Origin of the sequence: Proteus sp. ZN5, from assembly GCF_011046025.1 — a bacterium.
GTDB lineage: Bacteria > Pseudomonadota > Gammaproteobacteria > Enterobacterales > Enterobacteriaceae > Proteus.
Genome location: NZ_CP047639.1, coordinates 199,430 through 224,533 on the forward strand (window position 1 = coordinate 199,430; position 25,104 = coordinate 224,533).

18 protein-coding genes and 3 tRNA genes are annotated in these 25,104 nt (G+C 38.1%); 11 read left to right on the top strand and 10 right to left on the bottom strand.

The annotated features are described in order from the left end of the window. Positions 1–222: 222 nt before the first annotated feature. Positions 223–1,377, top strand: a complete 1,155-nt coding sequence (queG, locus tag GTK47_RS00960) for a tRNA epoxyqueuosine(34) reductase QueG (RefSeq protein WP_165121850.1) — start codon at positions 223–225, stop codon at positions 1,375–1,377. Positions 1,378–2,096: 719 nt separating this feature from the next. Here queG and GTK47_RS00965 read toward each other — a convergent pair. From GTK47_RS00965 to orn, 4 genes are all read right to left on the bottom strand, one after another. Next, positions 2,097–2,172: transfer RNA gene (locus tag GTK47_RS00965), tRNA-Gly, on the bottom strand. A 35-nt stretch (positions 2,173–2,207) separates the two neighbouring features. Further along, positions 2,208–2,283 (bottom strand) — tRNA-Gly (locus GTK47_RS00970). A 35-nt stretch (positions 2,284–2,318) separates the two neighbouring features. After that, positions 2,319–2,394, bottom strand: a tRNA-Gly gene (locus GTK47_RS00975). A gap of 166 nt (positions 2,395–2,560) precedes the next feature. Beyond that, complete coding sequence (gene orn, locus GTK47_RS00980) at positions 2,561–3,106, bottom strand: oligoribonuclease (protein WP_165121851.1); 546 nt, start codon at positions 3,104–3,106, stop codon at positions 2,561–2,563. Positions 3,107–3,221: 115 nt separating this feature from the next. Here orn and rsgA point away from each other — a divergent pair, with 115 nt between their 5' ends. The 8 genes from rsgA to GTK47_RS01020 all read left to right on the top strand — a co-directional run bounded on the left by rsgA (position 3,222) and on the right by GTK47_RS01020 (position 15,799). Next, positions 3,222–4,280, top strand: a complete 1,059-nt coding sequence (rsgA, locus tag GTK47_RS00985) for a small ribosomal subunit biogenesis GTPase RsgA (protein ID WP_165121852.1) — start codon at positions 3,222–3,224, stop codon at positions 4,278–4,280. 88 nt (positions 4,281–4,368) lie between these two features. Further along, positions 4,369–5,265, top strand: coding sequence for an archaetidylserine decarboxylase (gene asd / locus GTK47_RS00990; protein ID WP_165121853.1), 897 nt, complete (start codon positions 4,369–4,371; stop codon positions 5,263–5,265). Positions 5,266–5,287: 22 nt separating this feature from the next. Beyond that, a complete protein-coding gene (mscM, locus tag GTK47_RS00995; RefSeq protein WP_165121854.1) occupies positions 5,288–8,623 on the top strand; it encodes a miniconductance mechanosensitive channel MscM in 3,336 nt (1,111 codons plus the stop codon). Between the two features lie 1,286 nt (positions 8,624–9,909). Then, a complete protein-coding gene (locus GTK47_RS01000; protein WP_165121855.1) occupies positions 9,910–10,785 on the top strand; it encodes a LysR family transcriptional regulator in 876 nt (291 codons plus the stop codon). A gap of 204 nt (positions 10,786–10,989) precedes the next feature. Then, positions 10,990–11,511, top strand: a complete 522-nt coding sequence (locus tag GTK47_RS01005; RefSeq protein ID WP_165121856.1) for a fimbrial protein — start codon at positions 10,990–10,992, stop codon at positions 11,509–11,511. A 58-nt stretch (positions 11,512–11,569) separates the two neighbouring features. After that, on the top strand, positions 11,570–12,229 hold the full coding sequence (locus GTK47_RS01010) for a molecular chaperone (RefSeq protein ID WP_165121857.1): 660 nt from the start codon (positions 11,570–11,572) through the stop codon (positions 12,227–12,229). A 12-nt stretch (positions 12,230–12,241) separates the two neighbouring features. Next, a complete protein-coding gene (locus GTK47_RS01015; protein ID WP_165121858.1) occupies positions 12,242–14,767 on the top strand; it encodes a fimbria/pilus outer membrane usher protein in 2,526 nt (841 codons plus the stop codon). Positions 14,768–14,776: 9 nt separating this feature from the next. Beyond that, on the top strand, positions 14,777–15,799 hold the full coding sequence (locus GTK47_RS01020) for a fimbrial protein (protein WP_206535874.1): 1,023 nt from the start codon (positions 14,777–14,779) through the stop codon (positions 15,797–15,799). A gap of 67 nt (positions 15,800–15,866) precedes the next feature. Here the strand turns inward: GTK47_RS01020 and yigL are convergent, their stop codons facing one another. The 4 genes from yigL to pldA all read right to left on the bottom strand — a co-directional run bounded on the left by yigL (position 15,867) and on the right by pldA (position 20,522). Next, positions 15,867–16,667, bottom strand: coding sequence for a sugar/pyridoxal phosphate phosphatase YigL (gene yigL, locus GTK47_RS01025; RefSeq protein ID WP_165121860.1), 801 nt, complete (start codon positions 16,665–16,667; stop codon positions 15,867–15,869). 12 nt (positions 16,668–16,679) lie between these two features. After that, positions 16,680–17,684 carry a lysophospholipase L2 gene (pldB, locus tag GTK47_RS01030; RefSeq protein ID WP_165121861.1) on the bottom strand — a complete coding sequence of 335 codons (1,005 nt, stop codon included), beginning with the start codon at positions 17,682–17,684 and terminating at the stop codon, positions 16,680–16,682. A gap of 18 nt (positions 17,685–17,702) precedes the next feature. Beyond that, on the bottom strand, positions 17,703–19,532 hold the full coding sequence (gene recQ, locus GTK47_RS01035) for an ATP-dependent DNA helicase RecQ (protein WP_165121862.1): 1,830 nt from the start codon (positions 19,530–19,532) through the stop codon (positions 17,703–17,705). Positions 19,533–19,646: 114 nt separating this feature from the next. Further along, the gene (gene pldA, locus GTK47_RS01040; protein WP_165121863.1) at positions 19,647–20,522 is read right to left on the bottom strand and encodes a phospholipase A; all 876 of its coding nucleotides are present in this window, start codon (positions 20,520–20,522) and stop codon (positions 19,647–19,649) included. Between the two features lie 232 nt (positions 20,523–20,754). Here pldA and GTK47_RS01045 point away from each other — a divergent pair, with 232 nt between their 5' ends. Together GTK47_RS01045 and rarD are read left to right on the top strand one after the other, a co-directional pair. Continuing rightward, on the top strand, positions 20,755–21,222 hold the full coding sequence (locus tag GTK47_RS01045; RefSeq protein WP_075672777.1) for a thioesterase family protein: 468 nt from the start codon (positions 20,755–20,757) through the stop codon (positions 21,220–21,222). Between the two features lie 145 nt (positions 21,223–21,367). After that, positions 21,368–22,261, top strand: a complete 894-nt coding sequence (gene rarD / locus GTK47_RS01050) for an EamA family transporter RarD (RefSeq protein WP_165121864.1) — start codon at positions 21,368–21,370, stop codon at positions 22,259–22,261. On the opposite strand, the gene GTK47_RS01055 is transcribed toward rarD, so the two are convergent. Further along, a complete protein-coding gene (locus tag GTK47_RS01055) occupies positions 22,258–22,668 on the bottom strand; it encodes a hypothetical protein (RefSeq protein ID WP_165121865.1) in 411 nt (136 codons plus the stop codon). The two genes, rarD and GTK47_RS01055, sit on opposite strands and share 4 nt — an antisense overlap. A 147-nt stretch (positions 22,669–22,815) precedes the next feature. Beyond that, positions 22,816–24,972 (bottom strand): DNA helicase II, encoded by a 2,157-nt coding sequence (gene uvrD / locus GTK47_RS01060; protein WP_088494019.1) that lies wholly within the window; start codon positions 24,970–24,972, stop codon positions 22,816–22,818. Positions 24,973–25,104: the final 132 nt, after the last annotated feature.

Sequence of the window (25,104 nt, forward strand, 5' to 3'; positions counted from 1 at the left end):
TAATATAATCTATTGTTAAGTTATAACGGCTTAATAAAGAGAGATCGTTGGAGAACATCAAATACTAAGCTTTATATATTTTCTTAAGGCAAATAGTTATCGAAATCACTATCAAATAACCATACCATAAATCTATTTATTGCGAGGATTTTTCCTACTGCCTCACTATGATACACTGCGCGCTCTTAGGACTCACCTCTTACCTATTGATTCGGTTTATTCATGTCATCACTCGATCTTAATCTTCTCGCTCAAAACATTAAATTATGGGGTTCTGAGCTAGGTTTTCAACAAACAGGGATATGTGATACTGACTTATCACTTGAAGAGCCTCGCCTGCAAGCGTGGTTAGATAAGCAATATCACGGTGAAATGGCATGGATGGAAAAGTACGGAATGACACGAGCCAGGCCTCATGAACTGGTTCCGGGTACATTACGTGTTATCAGCGTAAGAATGAATTATCTCCCTACGGATGCCGCTTTTGCACGAACCTTAAATAATCCAGAGCAAGGTTATATCAGCCGTTATGCACTTGGTCGGGATTATCACAAAGTATTAAGACAGCGTCTTAAAAAACTCGGCGAAAGAATTTCACAATATTGTCAGCAATTTGAATATCAAGGAGTCGTCAACTTTCGTCCTTTCGTTGATTCAGCACCTATTATGGAGAGGCCATTAGCCGTTAAGGCAGGACTTGGTTGGGTTGGTAAACACTCACTTGTTATTAACAATCAAGCAGGCTCTTGGTTTTTCCTTGGTGAACTACTGATTGATTTACCCTTGCCTACTGATAGCCCAGTTGAAGAGCAATGCGGTAAATGTGTCGCCTGTATGACAACCTGCCCGACAGGTGCCATTGTTGAACCTTATACTATTGATGCTCGTCGTTGTATTTCTTATCTCACTATCGAGCTTGATGGTGCTATTCCTGAAGAATTTCGCCCTCTGATGGGTAATCGCATTTATGGCTGTGATGATTGCCAGCTTATCTGCCCTTGGAATCGTTTTTCATCACTAACTGACGAAGAAGATTTCTCTCCAAGAAGATCGCTTCATACCCCAGAATTACTCGATCTTTTTCAATGGAATGAAGATAAATTTCTGCGCATTACAGAGGGTTCACCAATCCGTCGTATTGGCTATTTACGTTGGCTTAGAAATATTAGCGTGGCATTAGGAAATGCACCTTATCAAGATAAAATCTTACTTGCCTTGCAAGAACGCTTTGGATTGAGTGATGTTTTAGATGAACATTTAAACTGGGCAATTGCACAACAGACAGCAAAGAGAAATGAAAAAGAAGTGAAAATACAGACTTCACAACAAAAACGCTTAGTAAGGGCGATAACTAAAGGCTTACCTCGTGACGCTTAATTTTTAACAGAATAAACGCATTACGAGTAACCATTAATTTTCTCTGTGAATAAAATAAAAATCCCTTGCCTATCAACATGAACAAAAAATTCAAGCGAACTAAGACCCAAAATTTAAAAAAATAAAATAAACTTAGTTATCAATTAGATATAAAATCCAATCAATTTATTGAAGAGAATAATATCCTTATCACTTAATGATGAGTGCTTGTGGATAACTCTGTGCAGTAAAAAAATAAATAGTGCTTAGATGCGGTGGTTATTAGCATCTCACTGTGGATAAATCGATTTGGGAAGATTTTAAAAATAGTAGAATATATATCACGTTTTTTTAAAGAAAAGCCTGAAAAAACCTTTTCTTTTTCTAAAATACTATTCAATGCATGTTTAACAGAATAAAGGCCTAAATCCTAAAAAATGATCTTGCCTCTCGTTTCCCCCCTAAATGAGGAAAGGCGCACATTCTAGTGCTGTCAAAATAGAAATGCAAGCAAAGATCAAAGATAGATCACAAAAAAATAGCTTGATCTTACATGTAGTAATGACATTTTCTTTTTTGAGTAAAAATCCCACACACTCTCTTTACGTGTATTAAGTAAAACCCCTTAATCTGCACCCTAAAACAGTGTAGTCGATATTTAAAAAAGCGAGAGAAAAAACTTAAAATTTTCTTTATGGGGATTAAAAAGTGCGATTTGATAAAACAGAAGAGAAAAAACTTGGAGCGGGAAACGAGACTCGAACTCGCGACCCCAACCTTGGCAAGGTTGTGCTCTACCAACTGAGCTATTCCCGCATTTGGTAAGTTTTGACAATTATAAGTAAAAGATTTGGAGCGGGAAACGAGACTCGAACTCGCGACCCCAACCTTGGCAAGGTTGTGCTCTACCAACTGAGCTATTCCCGCATCGCATAACATGCTAATAATTGTCTAAGAAAGATTGGAGCGGGAAACGAGACTCGAACTCGCGACCCCAACCTTGGCAAGGTTGTGCTCTACCAACTGAGCTATTCCCGCGTCTTTCTTACACCCGTACAAACAAAATTCTTCATCGGTACGGGAAGCGCATTATACGAGAAAAATGCTTAACCGCAAGCCCTTATCAACAAAAAAATACGTTTTTTTGATTACATGTCGATAAAACCATCACAATGATGCAATATCAATCATCAATGCACGCTTTTTATTCTTTAATAAAGGTTTTACGATAATAAGCAAGCTCTGCAATAGATTCACGGATATCATCCAATGCCTGATGCGTATTCTTTTTCTCAAAACCCTCTAAAATTTCAGGTTTCCAACGACGAGCTAATTCTTTTAATGTACTCACATCAAGATAACGGTAGTGAAAATATTGCTCTAGTTCTGACATATAACGGTATAAAAAACGTCTATCTTGCCCCACACTATTACCACAGATAGGTGATACACCTTTTGGTACCCATTTTTCTAGGAATTCAATTGTCGCTTTTTGTGCTGAATTATCATCATATGAACTGGCTTTTACGCGCTCAACTAAGCCACTGCCTGTGTGGGTGCGTGTATTCCATTCATCCATTAAACTTAATTGTTCATCTGATTGATGTACTGCAATTACGGGGCCTTCGGCTAAAATATTAAGTTGAGGATCTGTCACGATAGTGGCAATTTCGATGATACGGTCACATTCAGGATCAAGGCCGGTCATTTCCAGATCTATCCAGATCAGATTATTCTCGCTTTTTGACATAATATATCCTAGCTGTTTCTAAGTGTGAGACATGATATTTTAGCGTTTATCATAGCGCGTTTACTCAATAAGCACGACAGAAGAACATCTAACCGAATAATACAAGTGAGGATCGGTGACAAAACGTAAATTATCTAAAGGCCAGCAACGCAGAGTACAAGAAAATCATAAAAAGCGTTTGCAGAGCAAAGAGAAAAAAAACCACGTTGAATTAGACGATACGCAATTAGGCGAAGCGACCGAAGGTTTAGTGATCAGCCGTTTTGGTCAACATGCAGATATTGAAGCTGCTGACGGCACAATTACACGATGCAATATTCGACGCACAATTTCATCACTGGTCACAGGTGATAAAGTTGTTTGGCGTCCTGCGCTACAAACACAGGAAAATGTCCGCGTAAATGGTATTGTAGAAGCTGTGCACGAACGAACTTCCGTGCTTACTCGTCCTGACTATTATGATGGTATTAAGCCTATTGCCGCTAATATTGATCAAATTATTATCGTTTCGGCCATTTTGCCTGAACTTTCTTTAAATATTATCGATCGTTACCTTGTAGCATGTGAAACCTTAAATGTTGAGCCTCTAATTGTGCTCAATAAAATCGATATGTTAGATGAAGAAAGCCGTAAGACCGTTAGTGAATGGATGCAAACTTATAAAGATATCGGTTATCGCGTCCTTGAAGTCTCTAGCTATACCAAAGAAGGGTTAGAAGCACTAACTCAAGAGCTAATCGGTCGCATCTCTATTTTTGCTGGGCAATCCGGTGTCGGTAAATCAAGCTTACTCAACACGCTGTTACCCCCAATGGAAGAAAGCATTGTTGTTAATCAAGTCTCTGACAACTCAGGTTTAGGACAACATACCACAACCGCATCACGGCTTTACCATTTCCCACAAGGCGGAGATGTGATTGACTCTCCGGGGGTGCGTGAGTTTGGTTTATGGCACTTAACGCCAGAGCAAGTAACAAAAGGTTTTGTGGAATTCAGACCATACCTTGGAGGTTGTAAATTCCGTGATTGTAAGCACTTAGACGATCCGGGTTGCTTAATTAGTGAAGCGGTAAAAAACAATGAAATCGCAGAAACACGATTTGAAAACTACCATCGCATTTTAGAAAGTATGAGTCAGGTGAAAGTTCGTAAGAACATTAATTTAGACTCTTAATAATTGATTCACTGACAACCCTATTAAGGGTGGGTACAATAGACCCCTTTTGTCTATTTTTTATCGTTTAATCCCAGAGGTTGCCATTTTGGACAAGCTAAAAATTAAACTACAGTATTTATTGCCTAAATTATGGCTAACACAGTTAGCAGGTTGGTTCGCAAATAAAAAAGCGGGTGCCATCACCCAGTTTGTTATCAAGACTTTTGCGAAAGCTTATAAAGTCGATATGAATGAAGCGAAAGACAGCCAGTTCCAAGCTTATTCTACATTTAACGACTTTTTTATTCGTACTTTAAAAGACGGTGCTCGCCCTATCGTCGAAGGTGATGACAAACTTGCATTACCTGCTGATGGTGCAGTAAGTCAACTTGGTCTAATTCAAGACGACCAAATTTTGCAAGCCAAAGGGCATCACTACACCCTTGAAGCATTACTTGCTGGTAATTTTATGTTGGCAGATAAGTTCCGTAATGGTCAGTTTATTACGACATATCTTTCACCTCGTGATTACCACCGCGTTCACATGCCTTGTGATGGTTTATTAAAAGAGATGATTTATGTTCCGGGCGATCTCTTCTCTGTTAACCCATTAACGGCAGCTAATGTCCCTAACCTATTTGCACGTAATGAACGTATTATCTGCCTCTTTGAAACTCAATTTGGTCCAATGATACAAATTCTAGTTGGTGCAACGATTGTTGGTAGTATTGAAACGGTTTGGTGTGGCATGGTCACTCCACCTCGTGAAGGTATTATTAAACGTTGGACATATCCTGAAGCAGACAAGGCTGGGGCAATATTATTGAAAAAAGGTGAAGAAATGGGCCGATTTAAGTTAGGTTCAACAGTCATCAACCTTTTCCCAGAAAATACGGTTCAATTGAATAAAGATCTTATGAATGGCTCCGTTACATTAATGGGGGAACAACTGGGTTCCATCATCAATGTCGCTGGTAATGACAATAATGCCATCAGTGAATAACACGTAATTCGGAGTAACCTTTGTGCGCCTGATAATCAGTCTTTTCTTCTCGCTCTTTTTGACGCTTTCGTTAAGCACATCCGCAATATCAGCGGATGTGGAAAAATTACGTCAAGATATTAAACAACTTGAAGGAAGCACCAATCCTCAAGATATTGAGGCAGTTCAGGCGCTACAAGGTACTATCAACTGGATTAATGATGGTGAAAAAGCGCAAACAAACGCAGACAGCTATCAAAAAACCATTGATGATTACCCTCAAATTACACAAGAGTTAAGAACTAAGCTTCTTGAAGAAAGTCACGCTGTTCCTACTATTCCTGAAAAAATTAGCATCCCTGATTTAGAACAGAAAATTATTCAAATCAGCAGCCAATTAATGGAGCAAGCAAGGCTTCAACAACAAGAGCAAGATAAAAGCCGTGAAATTAGCGAGTCTTTAAATTTATTGCCCCAACAACTTTCTGAAGCACGCCGTTTACTCAGTGATGCGACAGCAAGGCTTGCCTCTATCAGTGCATCAACAACACCGTTAACAGAAGCACAAAATAAGCTCACACAAGCAGAGGTCACAGCACGTAAAGCGATGGTTAATGAGCTTGAAATGGCACAGCTTTCCGCTAATAACCGCCAAGAAATCGCTCGCCTTCGCTTAGAATTATTTAAAAAACGCTATCAGCGTCTTGATGTACAACTACAACAATTGCGCAGTTTATTAAATATAAAGCGCCAAGAAGTCGCTGATCTCGCATTAGAAAAAACAGAAATGTTAGCGGAGAAAGGTGGCGAGCTTCCTGAGTTTCTGACAAAGCAAATCCAAACTAACCGTGAACTCTCTCAGATCCTGAATAAACAAACTCAAGAAATGAGCGAGCTATCAGAAAAACAGCGCATTACTACACAACAGACACAACAAGTTCGTCAAACCCTCACCACGATACGAGAACAAGCACAGTGGCTAAGTGGTTCTACTGCATTAGGTGAAGCATTAAGAACACAGCTTTCTCGCTTACCGGAAATGCCTCGCTCACAAGAACTTGATAGAGATATCATTCAGTTACGTGTCGAGCGTTTAGGTTATGAGGATATGCTGGAAAACCTAAGTAAGATCCAGCCACCAGAAACTGCCGATGGCTCTAAATTACCTGAAGCTCAACAATATATTTTTGATTCTCTTATCCAAGCACGTCATGAATTATTAAATTCGTTGCTATCCGGTTATGACTCTCAAATTCTTGAATTAACAAAACTAAAAGTTGCAACAACACAATTAGCGGATGCTTTAAAAGAAACAAAGGATGCAACAAACCGTTATATGTTCTGGGTTGCTGATATCAGCCCTATCAAATTCAATTATCCGGTTTTATTAGTCAAAGATATCACTCGACTGCTTTCGCTAGATACCTTTTCACAATTAGGTCACGCAGCGGTCAGCATGCTTAAAAATCAGGATACATTCCTATTCCTATTTGTCACTTTATCGATTGTGGGCTTTAGCCTGCGTACTCGAAAACATTACAACGCCTTTCTTGAAAGAGTCAGTAACCGCATTGGTAAAGTCACACAAGATCACTTTTCACTGACAATACGCACTGTCTTTTGGTCTATTTTAATTGCGTTACCATTACCGCTATTATGGTCTGCTGTAGGTTATGGCCTACAAAGTGTTGAATGGCGTTATCCAATGGCAGGAGCGATTGGATATGGGGTAACAGCCGCGGCTCCAGTGCTGTGGTTATTTATGATCAGTGCAACCTTTGCACGTCATAACGGTCTATTTATTGCTCAATTTAAATGGAAAGAAAGCCGTGTTAAAAAAGCGATGCGCTTTTACCAGCTTTCTATCTTTGTCATCGTTCCACTAATGATGTCATTAGTCACTTTCGAATATTATAGCGATAGAGAATTTGCACCGACAGTTGGTCGCTTCTGCTTCTTATTGCTCTGTATCGCCCTAAGCTTTATTACGTCTAGCCTTAAAAAAGCCCACGTTCCGCTTTATCTTGATAAACATGGATCTGGCGATAACCTGATCAACACCATTTTATGGTGGTTCTTGCTGATTGCTCCGGTTGTTGCAGGTTTAGCCGCGGTGTTAGGTTACCTTTCTACATCGATCGTATTACTTGGTCGTTTAGAAATGTCTGTCGCCATTTGGTTTGCTCTACTGATTATTTATCACATTATTCAGCGATGGATGCTTATTCAGCGTCGGAAGTTAGCCTTTGAACGTGCTAAACAAAAACGTGCAGAAATTCTGGCTCAACGTGCAAAAGGTGAGGATGAAAATACGATTGTTGGGAGCAGTGGTGAGAGCACAGTAGGACTTGAAATTGAAGCGCAAGAAATAGACCTTGATGCTATCAGTGCGCAATCTATTGGTTTAGTTCGCTCTATTCTAACGATGATTGCATTAGTTTCGATGATCTTATTGTGGTCTGAATTAAACACCGCATTCTCTTTCGTCGACAATATCCGACTGTGGGATGTTACCTCATCGGTGAATGGTGTTAATACGGTACAACCTATTACAATGGGTTCTATTTTAGTGGCGATCCTCGTCATTATTATTACAACCCAATTAGTTCGAAACCTCCCTGCTTTACTTGAGTTAGCTATTTTACAACATCTTGATTTAACACCAGGCACAGGTTACGCCATTACTACCATGACTAAATACACCATCACATTAATTGGTAGTATTGTGGGCTTCTCTTTATTAGGGATTGAATGGTCAAAATTACAATGGCTAGTAGCAGCAATGGGGGTTGGGTTAGGTTTTGGTTTACAAGAAATTTTTGCCAACATCATTTCTGGTTTAATGATCTTATTTGAAAAACCAATCCGTATTGGCGATACCGTTACCATTCGTAATTTGACTGGAAATATTTCTAAGATCAACACACGGGCAACTACGTTAACTGACTGGGATAGAAAAGAAATTATCGTACCGAATAAAGCCTTTATTACAGAGCAATTTATTAACTGGTCACTATCAGATTCCGTCACTCGTATCGTAATGACAATCCCAGCTCCAGCAGACTGCAACAGCGAGCAAGTGACAAATGTGTTATTAGAAGCCTCAAAACGCTCTACGATGATTTTAGAAAACCCAGCACCTGAAGTTTATCTGGTCGATTTACAGCAAGGTATTCAGATTTTCGAATTACGTGTTTATGCCGCGGAGATGGGACATAGAATGCCAGCAAGACACGAGATCCACCAAAATATTCTCTTAGCCTTTGCAGAGCACGGAATCCCATTACCGTTCCCACCATTCCAAGCAAGAGTAGATATGATGGGTAATACAATTCGTAGTTCAATGCGAGCAACACCAAGAGAAGTGGGCGGATTATAAATACCATTTCAATTAATTTGATGAAAAGTCATTATTTTTTCGAAAAAAATGAAAGATAATGGCTTGATTCTTTTTTCACATTTTTACCCCTCCCTACACTATGTATCTCTTTCTCTTATAGCTTGTTGATTGTATAAAATATATCCATATTTTCGTCCTAATTTTTTATTTCTAGAAAAAAGGAAGATTATTTTTTGATTTTTTGATTAATAAAACTGATAAATAATAACACATAGAAACTATCTATCACTCGACAACAATATAAAGATAATAAAATGAGCATCATAAAAAGATTGTCATTTTTCGGATAAATAATTTTAAAGCAGTATATTTTTCTAACAAAACGCCTATTTAACAAAAGAAAAAAATACCATTTTGGGTAAAGCGTTTCATTCACCTTAAGATACAATCTATTTTGTCTTACCTTTATTACTTTGCTTCACTATTACGAGTAGCGGATGCTTAACCAAAATCGACCTACAATTATTTAATTAGATCATATTTTTACGTTTTTATACTTAACTTCACTCTCTATATGAGTGATGATGACTGTTCTATTGGTGTTTAAATTTTAATTTGATGTCTATAATAGCACTTACTTCTTCCTTAAATTAAAATATGCTAAGTCATTTATAGAGCACTGGACTTAATATTCTAATTTTAAACATCAATAGTTTTACATAGCAGGATTCAATCTCATCTCAAAATTTAACACTACATACAGTCTAATTTAGATTGCTAGGTAGTATTTACCATCAAAAACTGTTTTCTTTATTTTAGTATAATTACCTAAGCTAAATACGGAATATTTTATTTTTTTAACTTTATACTAAAAAAAGAATAAGAATAAATTAAAGATAAATAGAAAAAAAATGATAAAGATAAAAACAAGATAATTATAAAAATATTAACTTTAGAAAAATATCACTTAAATCTTATAATTCAATAAAAACAAAAAAGAAATAAAAAAAATAAAAATATAAAATTCTCACTTATTATAATAACCAACATTTTTTATGTTATATAAATTAAATCAATAAGAAAGAGTAAAAAAGATTTATCACAATCGTATAAAATAAAATCCAGAGAATAACAAAAATAAGAATTAATAAATATTTTCCCTAATGACTGAACTACTTATTAATAAATGTCATTACAGCTTATAATGTTAATATTTTTTAAACTTGCTTAAAAAATGAGTATTACTACCTATTAACAATGCTAAGATATATTGCTAGCTTCATTTTGAATGAGTATTAAATAAACAATAATAAGAAGGTTCCATTATGGAAAAATCCCGAACGACTCTCGATCAGTGGATTACCTTACAAGCCGTCGTTGATTATGGTGGTTTTGCTCAGGCAGCAGATGTCTTACATAGAACACAATCATCAATTAGCTATACAATTAATAAATTAGAACAAACATTGGGCATTGAAATTCTCTCTTTAGAGAAAAGACGAGCAGTACTTACGCATGAAGGTAAGCTCTTACTCGATTTATCGAGAGAATTAACTGAAAAAGCCATTTCACTGGAGAAAGAAGCAAAAAAATTAATACTTAACAATAAGTTAAAAATAAATATAATTATTGATCCTTTATATATTTCAGACTTGTTTTTAGATAAAGTCTCGCAATTTATTAAAGAGAATAAACATTATGATATTAATATTCATAAAATTTCACTCAGCCAGTCGGACGTATTATCTCAAAAAAATCAGGATTTAGTAATAACACACCACAATATAAAATCATTACAACCTATTGATTTAGAAAGCATTAAAACGGTTTTAGTGACACACCCTGAAAGTGCATTACAACAGATCCCAAATAGTGATTTATGTAAGGAGTTACAAAAACATACATATATTTCATTATTTCGCAATAATACTGACATCGATCATAATAACCAAGTAATTCATGTTGGCTCAGTGGAAACCGCAATAAGCCTTGTTAAACATGGTCTTGGCTATTCTCGACTCCCCTTAGCTGTCATTCAGGAAGAATTGAATAAAAATTCGATTAAACAATTAAATACGCACAACAATGATAAAGAATATAATTTTTATCTTTATTTGAATAAAAATTCATTCCCTATAGAGGATATAGAGAAACTATTATTAGCAATAAACAGTTCACCTCGTGATTTAATTAATGACTAATTAAACATTATTCTTAATTAAAAAAACAAACATTAAACATTTTGATATTAAGACAAAAAAACTCATGTAAATCTTTATTAACTTAAATTTTTTGTAATGCTATATTTTATTGGCATATCTCCTATGCGAATAAATCTATACTTAAATCTATACTTATAAATAAATTAAAAAGTAAAAATAATTACTTTTTATACAGGACTGATCATGAGCAAATTAAATAAATCACTCTATTTATTAGGGATGAGTTTCTCTCTACTTTCTGCACCTGCAGCTTTTGCATCGGGCACGATTAATTTTACTGGAGAAATAACAGACCAAGCTTGCACCGTAGATAGCTCTTCTAAAAATCTAACCGTAGATTTAGGAAAAGTGTCATCAAAAAGTTTAGCGACTAAAGGTGAAGTTGCAGGCCTTAAAGACTTCACTATTAAACTAATTGATTGTCCTGTTGATACGACTGTCGCTGTCCGTTTTGGCGGGACTCGTGATGCAATTGATAGCGATATTTTAGCCATTGACCAAGTCTCTGGTGGCGCGACAAATGTGGGTATCGCTCTGTTTGAAAAAGATGCCGTATCTCAAATAAACCTATATGACGATTCAAAAGAAGTTGAAATCAAAGGAACTGAAATTAACTTAGATTATGTTGCACGTTACAAAGCAACAGCCCAAGCAACACCAGGCCCAGCAAATGGATCTGCGGTTTATAGCATCCAATATAAATAATAAAAACGAGGGTAATACTTATTACCCTCTTATTTCCCTTAACTTTGTGGCGCCATTTATGAAAAAGAATATTTTTCTAACTCTATTTTTATTATTTTCTCTCATAACGGTAAGCCATGCTGCTGGAGTAAGTGTGGGGGGAACTCGGTTTGTTTATAACGATAATGCTCGTGAAATAAGCATTCCTATTCTAAATACCGATAAAGAAAAACCTTATCTTATCCAGAGTTGGATTTCTGCTTTTCAAGGCACCGAAAAAACCCCTTTTATTGCAACACCACCACTTTTTCGTATTGAGCCAGATAGCACTGGTACGGCACGTATTTCTTATACAGGAGCCCCCTTAAACTCAAATACCGAAGTTGTCTATTGGCTTAATATAAAATCTATTCCTCCCGTTGAAAAAAGTCCTGAAAATCAGCTTCAGTTGGTGATTAATTCTCAATTTAAGCTCTTTTTACGTGCTCATGATATCGAGCCACTTAATTTTAATAACGTCGAACTATCAAAACAAAATCAAGGCTTAGTGCTTAAGAACAACACACCTTATCACTTAACCATTAAACATATTTTTATTGATGATAAACGCCACCCTTACGATCCTTTAATTCAGCCACATCAAGAAGTTGTATTACTAAAAGAAACAACTACTTCTCAGAAAGTTACAGTGCAGTTTATTAATGACTACGGTGCAACTGTAGATAAAGTATTAAACTAAGAGCGTATGGCGATGACTTTATCCATAATAGCGTTATCAACAAAACGATTATTCGTATTTTCTACCAATAATCTCTATCGCCACTGTGTTCTTACCATAGCGATAGCCTCTATTTTATTTCCTTATCAGGTTATTGCTGAAGAGCAATTTAATCCTGATGCGCTCAATTTAGGAATAGAAAATCAGGTCGCGGATATTAATAACCTTGATTATCTTTCCTATGCTGGAGGACAACTTCCTGGTATCTATTCTGTTAATATTTATCTCAATAATAAATTAATCGATAATCGCCAAGTCCGCTTTATTTTTGATGAAGAAAAAAAGACGCTAGCGCCAGAGCTCACCAAACAAGATTTATTAAATTGGGGAGTGAAAGAGTCTGTAACTTCGCAATTGAACCAGCAAGCGAGCACATCAACAGTTACCGATATTGCTAGCGTTATTCCAAATGCAAAGTATGAGTATGATTTTTCACGAGCACGTTTGTCGTTTTCTATACCACAAATTGCTTTATACAATTATGGGCAAGGCTATATTCCACCAGCACAGTGGAACGATGGCATAAATGCTGCCTTTGTAAATTACACTTATCGTCAAAATCAGTATTGGTATCGTGACCAAAATAATAGTAACTCTATTTTCTTAGGATTACGTAGTGGTGTTAATGTGGGTGCTTGGCGTTTACGTAACCACAGTAACTACAATAAAAACAGTGATAACTCATCTCAATGGAATAGCTTACAGACTTATGTTGAACGAGATATTCGTAGTTTAAAAAGTCGTTTAACTATAGGTGAAACCGCTTCTGATAATGATGTATTAGAAAGTATTCCTTATCGTGGTATTAAATTAGCTTCTGATGAAAGCATGTTGCCACAAAGCCAACGTGGATTTGCTCCCATCGTCAGAGGTATAGCGCAAAGTAATGCTGTTGTCACCGTTCGACAAAATAGTAGCATTATTTATCAGACCTCCGTTCCACCAGGTGAGTTTGCTATTTCAGATTTATATCCCACGTCTTACAGCGGTGATTTACAAGTTACGATCGAAGAAGCCGATGGAACAACCCGTACCTTTTCACAACCTTTTTCTGCCGTTCCCATGATGCAACGCGCGGGTAGCTTAAAATACAGTGTAGATATTGGTAAATATCATGCAGACACAGCGGCAAGAAAACCTAATTTCTTTCAAACCTCTGCTATTTATGGGCTTCCTTACAATTTTTCTATTTATGGTGGCACATTAATCTCTGCTGATTATCAAGCTTATGCATTAGGTACCGGGGTTAATCTTGGTTATTTGGGTGCCGTTTCTGCAGACATTACTCACGCAAAAACAACCTTAATAAATGACAATGAAGCCCAAGGACAATCTTATCGTGTTCAATATTCAAAATATTTACCTGATACCAAAACGGGTTTTTCATTAGCTTCTTATCGCTATTCAACAAAAGATTATTACGATTTCTCAGCGGCGAATGAGCGATTTTCTCATCTCTATCGTAAGAAAAAACAGTTTCAGTTATCTGTATCGCAATCTTTAGGGGATATGGGCTACCTCTCATTAAATGGTTATCAACAATATTATTGGTATCAAGACAGAGTCGATCGCAATGTAAATGTGAGTTTTAACTCAAATTATCGTGCATTAAGTTATAGCGTCTCTTATGCCTATAACAAGCGTCAAGAAAGTGGATTAACCGATCAGATTTTATCTATTAACTTTAGCCTTCCATTTAATATTGCTCAGAATAACAACTGGTTAAGTTATCGCTATAACACCAGCAAACAAGGTGATTCTATTAGTTCAGTGAGTTTAAGTGGTACTCAGTTGGAAGATAACAACCTGCAATATGATATTTCTCAAAACTACAATCATTCTCGCCAAGAATACAGTGGCTCTGTTAATGGCAACTACAGTGCTTCTGGTGGCGAAATCAGTGCGGGTTATAGTTACGACAAACGCTATCAATCAATGAATTGGGGTGCAACAGGTGCACTTTTGGTTCATCAAGGTGGGATCACCCCCTCTCGTACCATTTACGATTCTGCCATTTTAATTAAAGCAGAAGATGTTGATAACTTAAAAGTCAGCAGCGCACAAAGCCTTTATACCAATGCTCAAGGCTATGCCGTTATTCCTAATGTTTCACGTTATGAACGTAATAAAGTGACTGTTGATCCCGCTTCTTTGACGGGTAATAACGACGTTGAATTAACATCGACAACAGTTATTCCAACTAAAGGGGCAATTGTCTTAGCCGATTTCAAAGCAAGAAAGGGCGCTCGTGTACTTGCAAACTTACACTACAACGGAACACCACTACCATTTGGTACCCAAGTTGAGATTTATAAAGATGACCAAATGCTCTCAAGTGGGATTGTGGCCAATGATGGTGAGGTGTTCTTAAATGGCGTACCTGAGCATAGCCAGTTACGAGCTAAATGGGGCAACAGTGCCGTTGAACAGTGTCAAACTACGTTAAATGTGGATCTTGCTTTAGAAAAAATCCAATTTTTACAACTTGAATGCAGATAGGTGAGCACGATGAATAAATATATAACTCTTGGTTGTCTGTCTGCTATTTTGTATACATCAACCACATTTGCAGAATTTAGGGCAGACCTGACCACTAAAACTGTCACCTATTCCGCACCCATTTATGTCTCACGTTCAGCACCTATTTTAACCGAAGTCGCAACGATTAATTTAGGAACGGTGAATGCATGGACTTGGTGGAATCTCTCCGGTGGTGCAGTAAGACCTGGGATTTATTTACCCGGCTCTTTTAATGCATCAAGCCCAAGAGTCAATGGTGCTTATGTCAAAGAGTTTAACAGCAGTGGTGTAGGTTATACCTTACATGGCACCATTAGTGGAAGTTGTAGTGGCTCTGCTTATGTCGATGGTCAGCAAAATATTGATGGTAACTACAGCAATCGCCTTATTTGCTCAACCAATGCTACCAGTGGCAATTATTCTGTGTCATTAGAAATGAAGCTTTATAAATTACGAGATAATGTGAAATCACAAACGATCCCAGCATCATGGGTCGCAATGCTTATTCTCTACAATAATGGCTTTATCACCAGTGACTATGTAGGAAAGACGGAACCTCGAATTAATCTATCCTCTTTAAACATTATCTCTAGTGGCTGTGATGTTGTGAATAATAATATTAATGTGCCACTGGGTGCAGTACCTAAATCGAGTTTTAATGGTGTTGGCTCTGTCAGCCCAGAGAGTATCAAAGATTTTAATATTAATTTGAGTTGTGATCCCGTTTCACCAATTAAGATCCGATTTGATGGTGTTGCTGATGACCAACAAACAGCTGGAACCATTGGTTTAAGTAACCCAACAGACAGCAATACCGCTAAGGGTTATGGCATCCAAGTTAAATATAAAAATCAGCCTATTAAGCTAGGGCAATTAATTACTGTGAGTGAAAAAAATAGCGGTGCAGGCAGTTATTCTATTCCTTTAGAGGCAGGATATATCCAAACATCTAATACAACGAGTGCAGGCAAAGCAAATGGAACATTGCAGTTTACAATGCAATATCACTGACGAAATGTAGATGGATTTAAAGAAACAAGGCGAACAACATTTTGTTCGCCTTTTCCTTTAGAGAAAATTACACTTGGTACAGCTTACGTAAAAAATGAGGAACGGCGTCATCAACGTTAGCACCAATCACTTCCATATTGGGTAACAAATCTTTTAATGCCTGGTGAGCATTTTCCATAATGCAACCTTTACCCGCTATCTGTAGCATCTCTTTATCATTCATACCATCACCAAATGCGATAGCATCTTTTGCAGAGTGTTGCATCAGTTCAGCCACTTTCTCTAGGGCCTCACCTTTGGATACACCTCCTGCCATCACCTCTAAGCAATTACGCAGTGAGAAACTTACATTGACCTTATCACCCCAGCGCTGATTAATTTCATTCTCTAGCTTCAGTAATAGCTCATGATCATCAGAGGTGAAGAAGACCTTACACACATTAGTAGTTGGAAATCCTGTTTTGCAATATAACTCATAGCCAAAGTCTGACTCTCGAAAAAACTCACAAGCCCCTGGCATCTCTTTATTAACATACCAATAATCACCAGCATAAATATTGGTTTCAATTTCAGGGTGATCAAAAACCATAAGCGACAAGTCATAAGCGATTTCAGGCTCAAGATCTTGGCTAAAAATAAGATCACCATGCGTGTTATGCACTCGCGCACCATTAGAGGTTATCATATAAGCGTTAATGCCTAATCCATCGCGGATCTGTGCGACATCAACATGATGACGGCCTGTTGCGAATACAAAATGCACGCCTTTATTAATAAGTAAGTGCAGAGTTTCTTGCGTGTAGGGAGTTAATACATGATTAGGTGATAACAGTGTGCCATCAAGATCTGAAGCGACTATCGAATACATACACATTCCTGATTAAAATAAATGCTTATCATAAAACTCACAGATTTCATTTAATGCTTGTGAGCGTAGCTTATCTATTTCGAACAAGATTTCATGATGCGCACCCTCAATCACCAGTGGCAGTTTTTGCTTTTCTTCTCTTGTTCTGGACTGACTATAACGTTCACAGAAAGCCCTTAGCTCTTGATTATCTACCACCTTATCATGCTCTGCTTCGAGCACTAATAGAGGGGTATTAATCTCTCCCGCATGTTCAATTAACCAATCTCCCATTTTTAGACTTTCCCCCATCCAATGATAAGTAGGTCCGCCTAATCGTAGTTCTGGAAAATCAGCATAATAACGTAAATATCGACGATATCGCTCATGGCTATGTGTTAACACATTAAGGATAAATGGCAGTGGAAACCATTTACCTGTTGATACCGCGTAGTTATTTCTTTCAGATTGACTTTGTTCTGCTCGGTTAACCAAAAAATTAGCCACCCAGCGAGGTATAGGTAATTTAATACCAAACATCGGCGCACTTAATGCCGCTGCTTTAAAAACATGAGTTTGCTTTAGAAGATATCCCGCTAAGATAGCACCGCCCATTGAGTGAGCTAACGCAAAATAATGTGGGTATTGAAAAGGCAACACTATCGTATCAACGAACGTCGAGAAATCATCAATATAATCACTGAATTTCTCTACATGTCCTTTTTGCGTATCTTCTAATAGTCTGTCAGAAAGCCCTTGCCCTCGATGGTCAAGAAGGAAAATATCATAGCCTGAGTGAAAGAAATCGAATGCAACTTCAGGATATTTTACATAGCTTTCACTACGGCCTGAAGCAATAACCAGTGCTTTATTGTGCGATGGTGAACGCCAATGAACATAGCGAATTTTTGCACCATCAACACCAACAAATTCACCTTCTTCGCGTTGCCCCCAAAAATCCAATAAGACGCCGTTCGTAAATGCAGAAAACTGCTTTTCACGTGATAACCACGAATATTTAAACAGAGTGGTTGTCATTGGCTCTCCTTATTGGCGTTATTCGAAGCCCTCAATATGGTCACGAATGAGTGTCATAAAAGCGGGTCCAAATCGTTCTAATTTTCGTTGTCCAACACCGTTTATTAACAACAGTTCATCTGGATAAACAGGGCATTGCTCTGCCATTTCAATCAATGTGACATCATTAAAGACAACAAATGGCGGAATGTTTTCTTCATCAGCAATAGACTTACGTAATTTACGTAGTTTCGCAAATAATTTTCTATCGTACTGTCTATGGGCATTTTTTGTTTGTTGATTACGGCTTTTTGTCGGACTTAATAATCTCGGTACGGCTAATTGTAATGGTACTTCACCACGTAAGATCGGCCTTGCCATCTCTGTCAGTTGTAATGCCGAACGATGAACAATATTTTGTGTCACCATACCTAGGTGAATAAGCTGACGAATAACACTCACCCAATGCTCATGGCTTTGCGCTTTACCAATACCATAAACAGGTAATGTATCGTGTCCTGAATCTCGAATACGCTGATTATTCGCGCCTCTTAAAATTTCAACAATATAACCAATACCAAAGTGCTGACCAGTACGATAAATACAAGACAATGCCTTTTGCGCATCCACTAAACCATCATATTGCTTAGGAGGATCAAGGCAAATATCACAGTTACCACAAGCATTTTGTCGATGTTCATCGAAGTAATTTAGTAACACTAAGCGTCGGCATGTTTGAGCTTCAGCAAATGCTCCCATTGCATTAAGCTTATGCATTTCAATGGCTTTTTGATCACTTTCTGACTTTTCATCTAAACAACGACGCAACCACGCCATATCGGCAGGATCGTAAAATAATACGGCTTCTGCAGGTAACCCATCTCGCCCTGCACGCCCTGTTTCTTGATAATAAGATTCAATATTTCGCGGAATATCAAAGTGAACGACAAATCGGACATTGGGCTTGTTTATTCCCATACCAAACGCGACAGTGGCTACCACAATTTGTAAATCATCACGCTGAAAAGCTTCTTGTACTTTCGCACGTTGTGCAATTTCCATTCCAGCATGATAACCCGCGATGCTTAATCCTCGTTTACTCAGGCGCTCTGCTGTTTCTTCGACTTTATTGCGACTATTACAGTAAATAATGCCTGACTTTCCTTTCTGACCACGAATAAATAACCAAAGCTGATCAAGTGGTTTGTATTTCTCTACTAAAGTGTAGCGGATATTCGGTCTATCGAAACTACTGATATGGATTAACGGATCACGCAACACTAGCTGATTAATAATATCGTAACGTGTTGTATTATCCGCCGTTGCCGTCAGTGCGATAATGGGAACATCAGGAAGATATTGTCTTAATAATCCTATACCGCGATATTCAGGACGAAAATCATGTCCCCATTGTGAAATACAGTGTGCCTCATCAACAGCGAGTAATACGGGTTTCCATTGCACTAATTGATGAAGAAAGCTCTCCATCATTAAACGCTCAGGAGCAATATACAGCAGTTTTATTTCACCCTTTTGACAACGTATTTGAACATCAAATTGCTCTTCACGCGTTTGGGTTGAATTTAAATAAGCAGCTTCAATACCATGAAGGCAAAGTTGATCAACCTGATCTTTCATCAGTGAGATAAGTGGCGAAACAACCACGGTCAACCCATCGAGTAATAATGCGGGAATTTGATAACAAAGGGATTTACCACCCCCTGTCGGCATCACAACTAGGCAATCTCTCCCTGTTGTAATGGTATGGATGATTTCTTGCTGACCAGGACGAAATTGCTGATAACCAAAGGTTTCTCGCAAAATAGCCTGTGCTGATGGCATTGAATTAAGAACTTCTGCTGTGGACACACCGTTCCTCTGAAAAGCTGCTGATAAAAACTATGATGAGGAGTAAAAGAAAAGGCACCAATGTGAAGGTGCCATCATCATTTATAGCGCTATGCTAACCCAGAACGGGGAAAATTACAGCATATCATTAAGCATCACACCAACACCGACTCGTGTTTGGCGAAAGTTATAATCAATCATTGATTCGCCATAACCACTAAATACTTGGGTATAAAAGCGTACATGCTTAGTAATTGGGTAGCTCCAACCTAATTCAGCCGCCCCATAACCACTGTTCCAATTATAACGCCCAGTCGCAGTGATCACACTTTCGCCTAATCGATAGCCTGCCTTTAAACGGTAATAACCCATATAGCGATTAATCTCTGGATTATCATCACGTTGAGCACTTTCACTAAAGCGATACCAAGGTTTTAGATCAAGCTGTAAATTGCCTTTTTGTACCATAAAACGCGCATAAGCACGGTTCCAGCTGCGAGAAGTGGGATCAGAACGACCATTCGATTCGTGGTTAAAACCCGTTTCTATTTCACGAAGAGTCCAACCTGCAAATTTATAGTCTGTTGCCCAACCTAGAAAAAGTTGCGGTTCGTAGTTTGTCTCACGAAAAGGGGCTGATTCTTTCTTATTACTTAATTGCCACCAAGAACGTTGAGTATAAGATGCTGCTAAAACAGAGTTTTCACCCGCAATGCCTCGCCATAACGGGAAAGCCAAACTAAGCTGAAATTTCACCTCATCTTTTTTAGCCTTATTCCCCCAATCATAGCTTTGAATAGCCTCTTTATTCATATCAGAGGTATCAGTGTAAATAATATAATTGGATTCATAAGGATAAAGAACAAAAGGTGAATCGTATTCTTGTAATAAACCAGAAATGATACTGCCCTGAACAAGCGGTGTAGGAGATGATGGTGTTTGTATTTCGGATGCAAATCCCCATGCTGGATAGAATAAAGCCACCGCAAGTAAAGAACGGATGTAACGCATAGTTAATTATCCTGTTTCATTATTGAATAATATAGAAGTTAGTACTTACTTTAAAATTAGTTCTTATATATGTGCTTTATTACACTTTAGTGCCCATATTTTACACGTAATCGCCATTAAATCTCGTATATTTTTACACCATTATATTTATAGCACGAATGTGCAATTACGATTTTGTCATGTATTATTAACATAACATTAACTTAGTGACGTGATATCAGGGGTTCTAAAAATGGAAAAACAGTTAACATTAGAAGAGGCTCAAACACTAATTGGTCATGTTTTTGTTTATAAGATGCCCTTTAATCAATTAATCGGCTTAGAGCTAGTTCGCTTTGAACAAGACTACGCTGAAATTCAATTTCGGTATCAAGATAAACTTGTTGGCAATATTGCCCAGCGCATCTTACATGGTGGACTCATTGCTTCTGTACTTGATGTCAGTGCAGGACTAGTTTGTGTCGGTAACGCATTAACACGTTTGGCACCAATATCCCAAGAGCAACTCGAACAAAAACTCGCTAATATGGGTACAATTGACTTACGTGTTGATTATTTAAGACCTGGACGTGGGGAATGTTTTACAGCGAGTAGCCATATTTTACGCAGTGGCAATAAAGTGTCTGTTGCTCGTGTTGAATTACATAATGAAAAACAAGTTCATATTGCCAGTGGAACAGCAACCTATATCGTAGGTTAAGCCTTTGTTAGAATTCATTGTGCGCAATGATACTTAGATTAGTATTAATTACTTGTAAAAATACATGCCTAATGACACAGTAGATAATGTCATTGGGTATGATAACCCCGTCACACTTTTCCTTTCCATCAATTCCAGAGATAGCATGAGCCAGAAAAACACGATGAAAGGCGTTTTATGTGCCTTAGGCGCCTATTTGATCTGGGGTATTGCCCCTGTCTATTTTAAAAGCATTCAAGAAGTGCCGGCAGAAGAGATCTTAACGCACCGTATTTTATGGTCGTTCTTTTTTATGTTGATTTTAATGACAATTAGTCGTCATTGGCCTTATTTACGCCAATTAATACGTCAACCTAAAAAAATTCTTCTTTTAGCACTGACTGCCGTCATTATCGCAACTAACTGGCTTACCTATATATGGGCGGTTAACCACGGCTATATGCTAGAAGCCAGCCTTGGTTACTTTATTAACCCACTGGTTAACGTACTGTTTGGCATGCTTTTCTTGAGCGAGCGCTTTCGCCGTATGCAATGGGTAGCAGTAGGTTTAGCATTTACAGGTGTATTTATTCAATTATGGCACTTTGGTTCTGTACCTGTGATTGGATTAAGCCTCGCCGTAACTTTTGGTCTTTATGGCTTACTGCGTAAAAAATTGGGTGTTGATGCACAAACAGGCATGCTGGTAGAAACATTATGGCTATTCCCTGTCGCATTAGTTTATATCTTATTTTTCACACATTCACCGACTAGCAATATGCTTGAAAATAGCTGGTCATTAAATACCTTGTTAATTGCCGCCGGTATTATTACTACTGTACCGTTATTGCTCTTTACAGAAGCAGCGCACCATCTGCGTTTATCAACCTTGGGCTTTTTCCAATACATTGGCCCAACCTTGATGTTTATTCTCGCGACAATGGTATATGGCGAACAAATTGATGCAGAACGATTAGTTACCTTTGGCTTTATTTGGGTTGCGCTGATCCTCTTTACACTTGATGCGCTCTATACACAACGCCGTTTAAGACGTAACTAACCTTCTAAAACTCGCTCTTCCGCTAGATTGCTGATTTGTATAAAAGCGGAAGAGAGTTTTTTCTTCTTATTCTTCTGTAATGAATGCACACTCTTTGATATTTCCTCTACGTGTCGATATGAGTGCCTAAATAACGTTGATATTGCGTTATTAATCAATTGAATATGGTTAATCAATACACTGTAATAGAGATTAACACGAGGAACAAAATCACGCTGATGTCTCAATAACTTACAGTACAAATCTTCTTCAAATTCATTGATAGGTTCACTGGGATGATAAGTATCACAAAGGACTTCCTCAGTATTTTCGATCAATAATTCATTACTAGAAAAAGAGGCAGGCGAAGTTCGCGAGCAAGATGCGACAAAAGAATAGGTATAAAAGAATACACTAGAGAGTTTCATCAATTAATCCCATTAAGCAAGAATAGATAATGAGATTATTAAGTAACCAACTCGAACTTCCCTTAAAAAAACACCCCAACTTATCTACCAAATAAGTAAGGGTGTTTTTTTATATTGGGATAATGCTAACTCACTTCAAATCGAAGCTTATTCCAATCGAGCAAATGCAGCCACCAGCCATTTAATCCCTTCACCATTAAAAGCGATTTGTAATCGGCAATGTTCACCGCTACCTTCAATATTGATAATGGTGCCATCACCAAATTTAGGGTGCTTCACACGTTGTCCAAGTGAATAGCCACTGTCATTGCTGATAATTGGAGTGCCTAAACGGCTATGATTAACAGGACGTGAAACTGTCGCACGTAAACGGACTTCTTCGACACACTCTTTAGGTAACTCACCAATAAAACGAGAAGGCCGATGACTGACTTCTTTTCCATATAGACGGCGGTTTTCAGCGTAAGTGAGTGTTAACTTTTTCATTGCTCGCGTGACACCGACATAAGCCAAGCGACGCTCTTCTTCCAAACGTCCACCTTCATCTAGCGACATTTGACTTGGGAACATCCCTTCTTCGACACCCACAATAAAGACTTGTGAAAATTCGAGCCCTTTAGCGGAGTGAAGTGTCATTAACTGTACGGCATCTTGATATGCATCGGCTTGGCTTTCGCCTGATTCTAATGCTGCATGCGAAAGAAACGCTTGCAGAGGCATTAAATCTTCGTCTTCATCTTGATAACTAAATTGGCGTGTCGCGGTGACTAACTCTTCTAAGTTTTCAATACGAGCTTGTGCTTTTTCACCTTTTTCTTGCTCATACATCGCTTTTAAACCTGAATCACGAATAATTCGGTCTGTTTGCACATGTAATGGCATATCTGCTGTTTCAGAGGCGAGTGTTTCAATCAGTTCTAAGAATCGTTGAATTGCAGCGGTTGCACGTCCTGCCAACATTTTATGTTCGATAACCTGTAATGCGCTTTCCCATAAGGTAATTTGGTTATCTCTCGCAACTTGGCGAACAATATCTAATGTTCTATCGCCAATGCCCCTTGTTGGTGTATTCACAACACGTTCAAAAGAAGCATCATCATGGCGATTAGCCGTTAATCGCATATAAGAGAGTGCATCTTTAATTTCTTGACGCTCGAAGAAACGCTGACCACCATAGATACGATATGGCATAGCAGCTTGTAATAACGCCTCTTCCATTATACGAGATTGGGCATTGCTACGATAAAGAATGGCACAGTCTGTTAGCGCACCGCCTTCTTCTTGCCAGCGCTTAATTCGGCCAACAACATAACGCGCTTCATCTAAATCATTAAAAGCACAATAAAGCGAAATAGGCTCGCCTTCTGCACCTTCAGTCCACAAGTTTTTACCTAATCTGTCACTGTTATTGGCAATGAGCGCATTCGCGGCTTTTAAAATGTTGCTTGTAGAACGATAATTTTGCTCTAACCGGATAGTCTCTGCGCCAGGAAACTCATTTAAAAAGTTTTGAATATTTTCAACTTGCGCACCACGCCAGCCATAAATAGATTGATCGTCATCACCAACAATCATCACTTTACCCGTTTGACCTGCCAGCATTCTTATCCATGCATATTGAATACGGTTAGTATCTTGGAATTCATCAACCAAGATATTGGTAAAGCGATTTTGGTAATGCTCTAAAATTTGAGGTTTATTAAGCCAAAGTTCATGAGCGCGTAATAAAAGCTCAGCAAAGTCCACCAGCCCTGCGCGATCACAAGCTTCTTGATATGCCTGATAGACTTTCAACCACGTTGTTTCAACAGGATTACCATAAGTTTGAATATGTTGTGGTCGTAAACCTTCATCTTTTTTACCGTTGATATACCACATACCTTGACGTGCAGGCCATTGTTTATCATCAAGATTCATTGATTTAACAATACGGCGAATAAGGCGATATTGATCATCACTATCAATAATTTGGAAGTCTTGTGGCAAATTCGCATCAAGATAGTGTGCGCGTAATAAGCGATGAGCAAGGCTATGGAAAGTGCCAATCCACATACCGCCTTGGCTTGTACCAATTAAGTCTTCAATACGATGGCGCATCTCTGCGGCGGCTTTATTGGTAAACGTCACAGCCATAATCGAAAAAGGAGAAGCTTGTTCAACAGATAATAACCAAGCGATACGATGTACCAATACCCGTGTTTTACCACTACCTGCACCAGCTAACACCAACATATTAATACGAGGTGCGGCTACTGCTTCGCGCTGTTTATCGTTAAGGCCTTCTAGCAGATATGAGACGTCCATAATTACCAATCATTTAGTGAAGAAAATACTGTGGATATATACAGAAATAGAGAGTAAGCAACAAACTAACAGGAATTCACGCGCTATGCAAAACAAAGCCTTTTTTAGCTGCGTGTATCTATGCCATTCTTA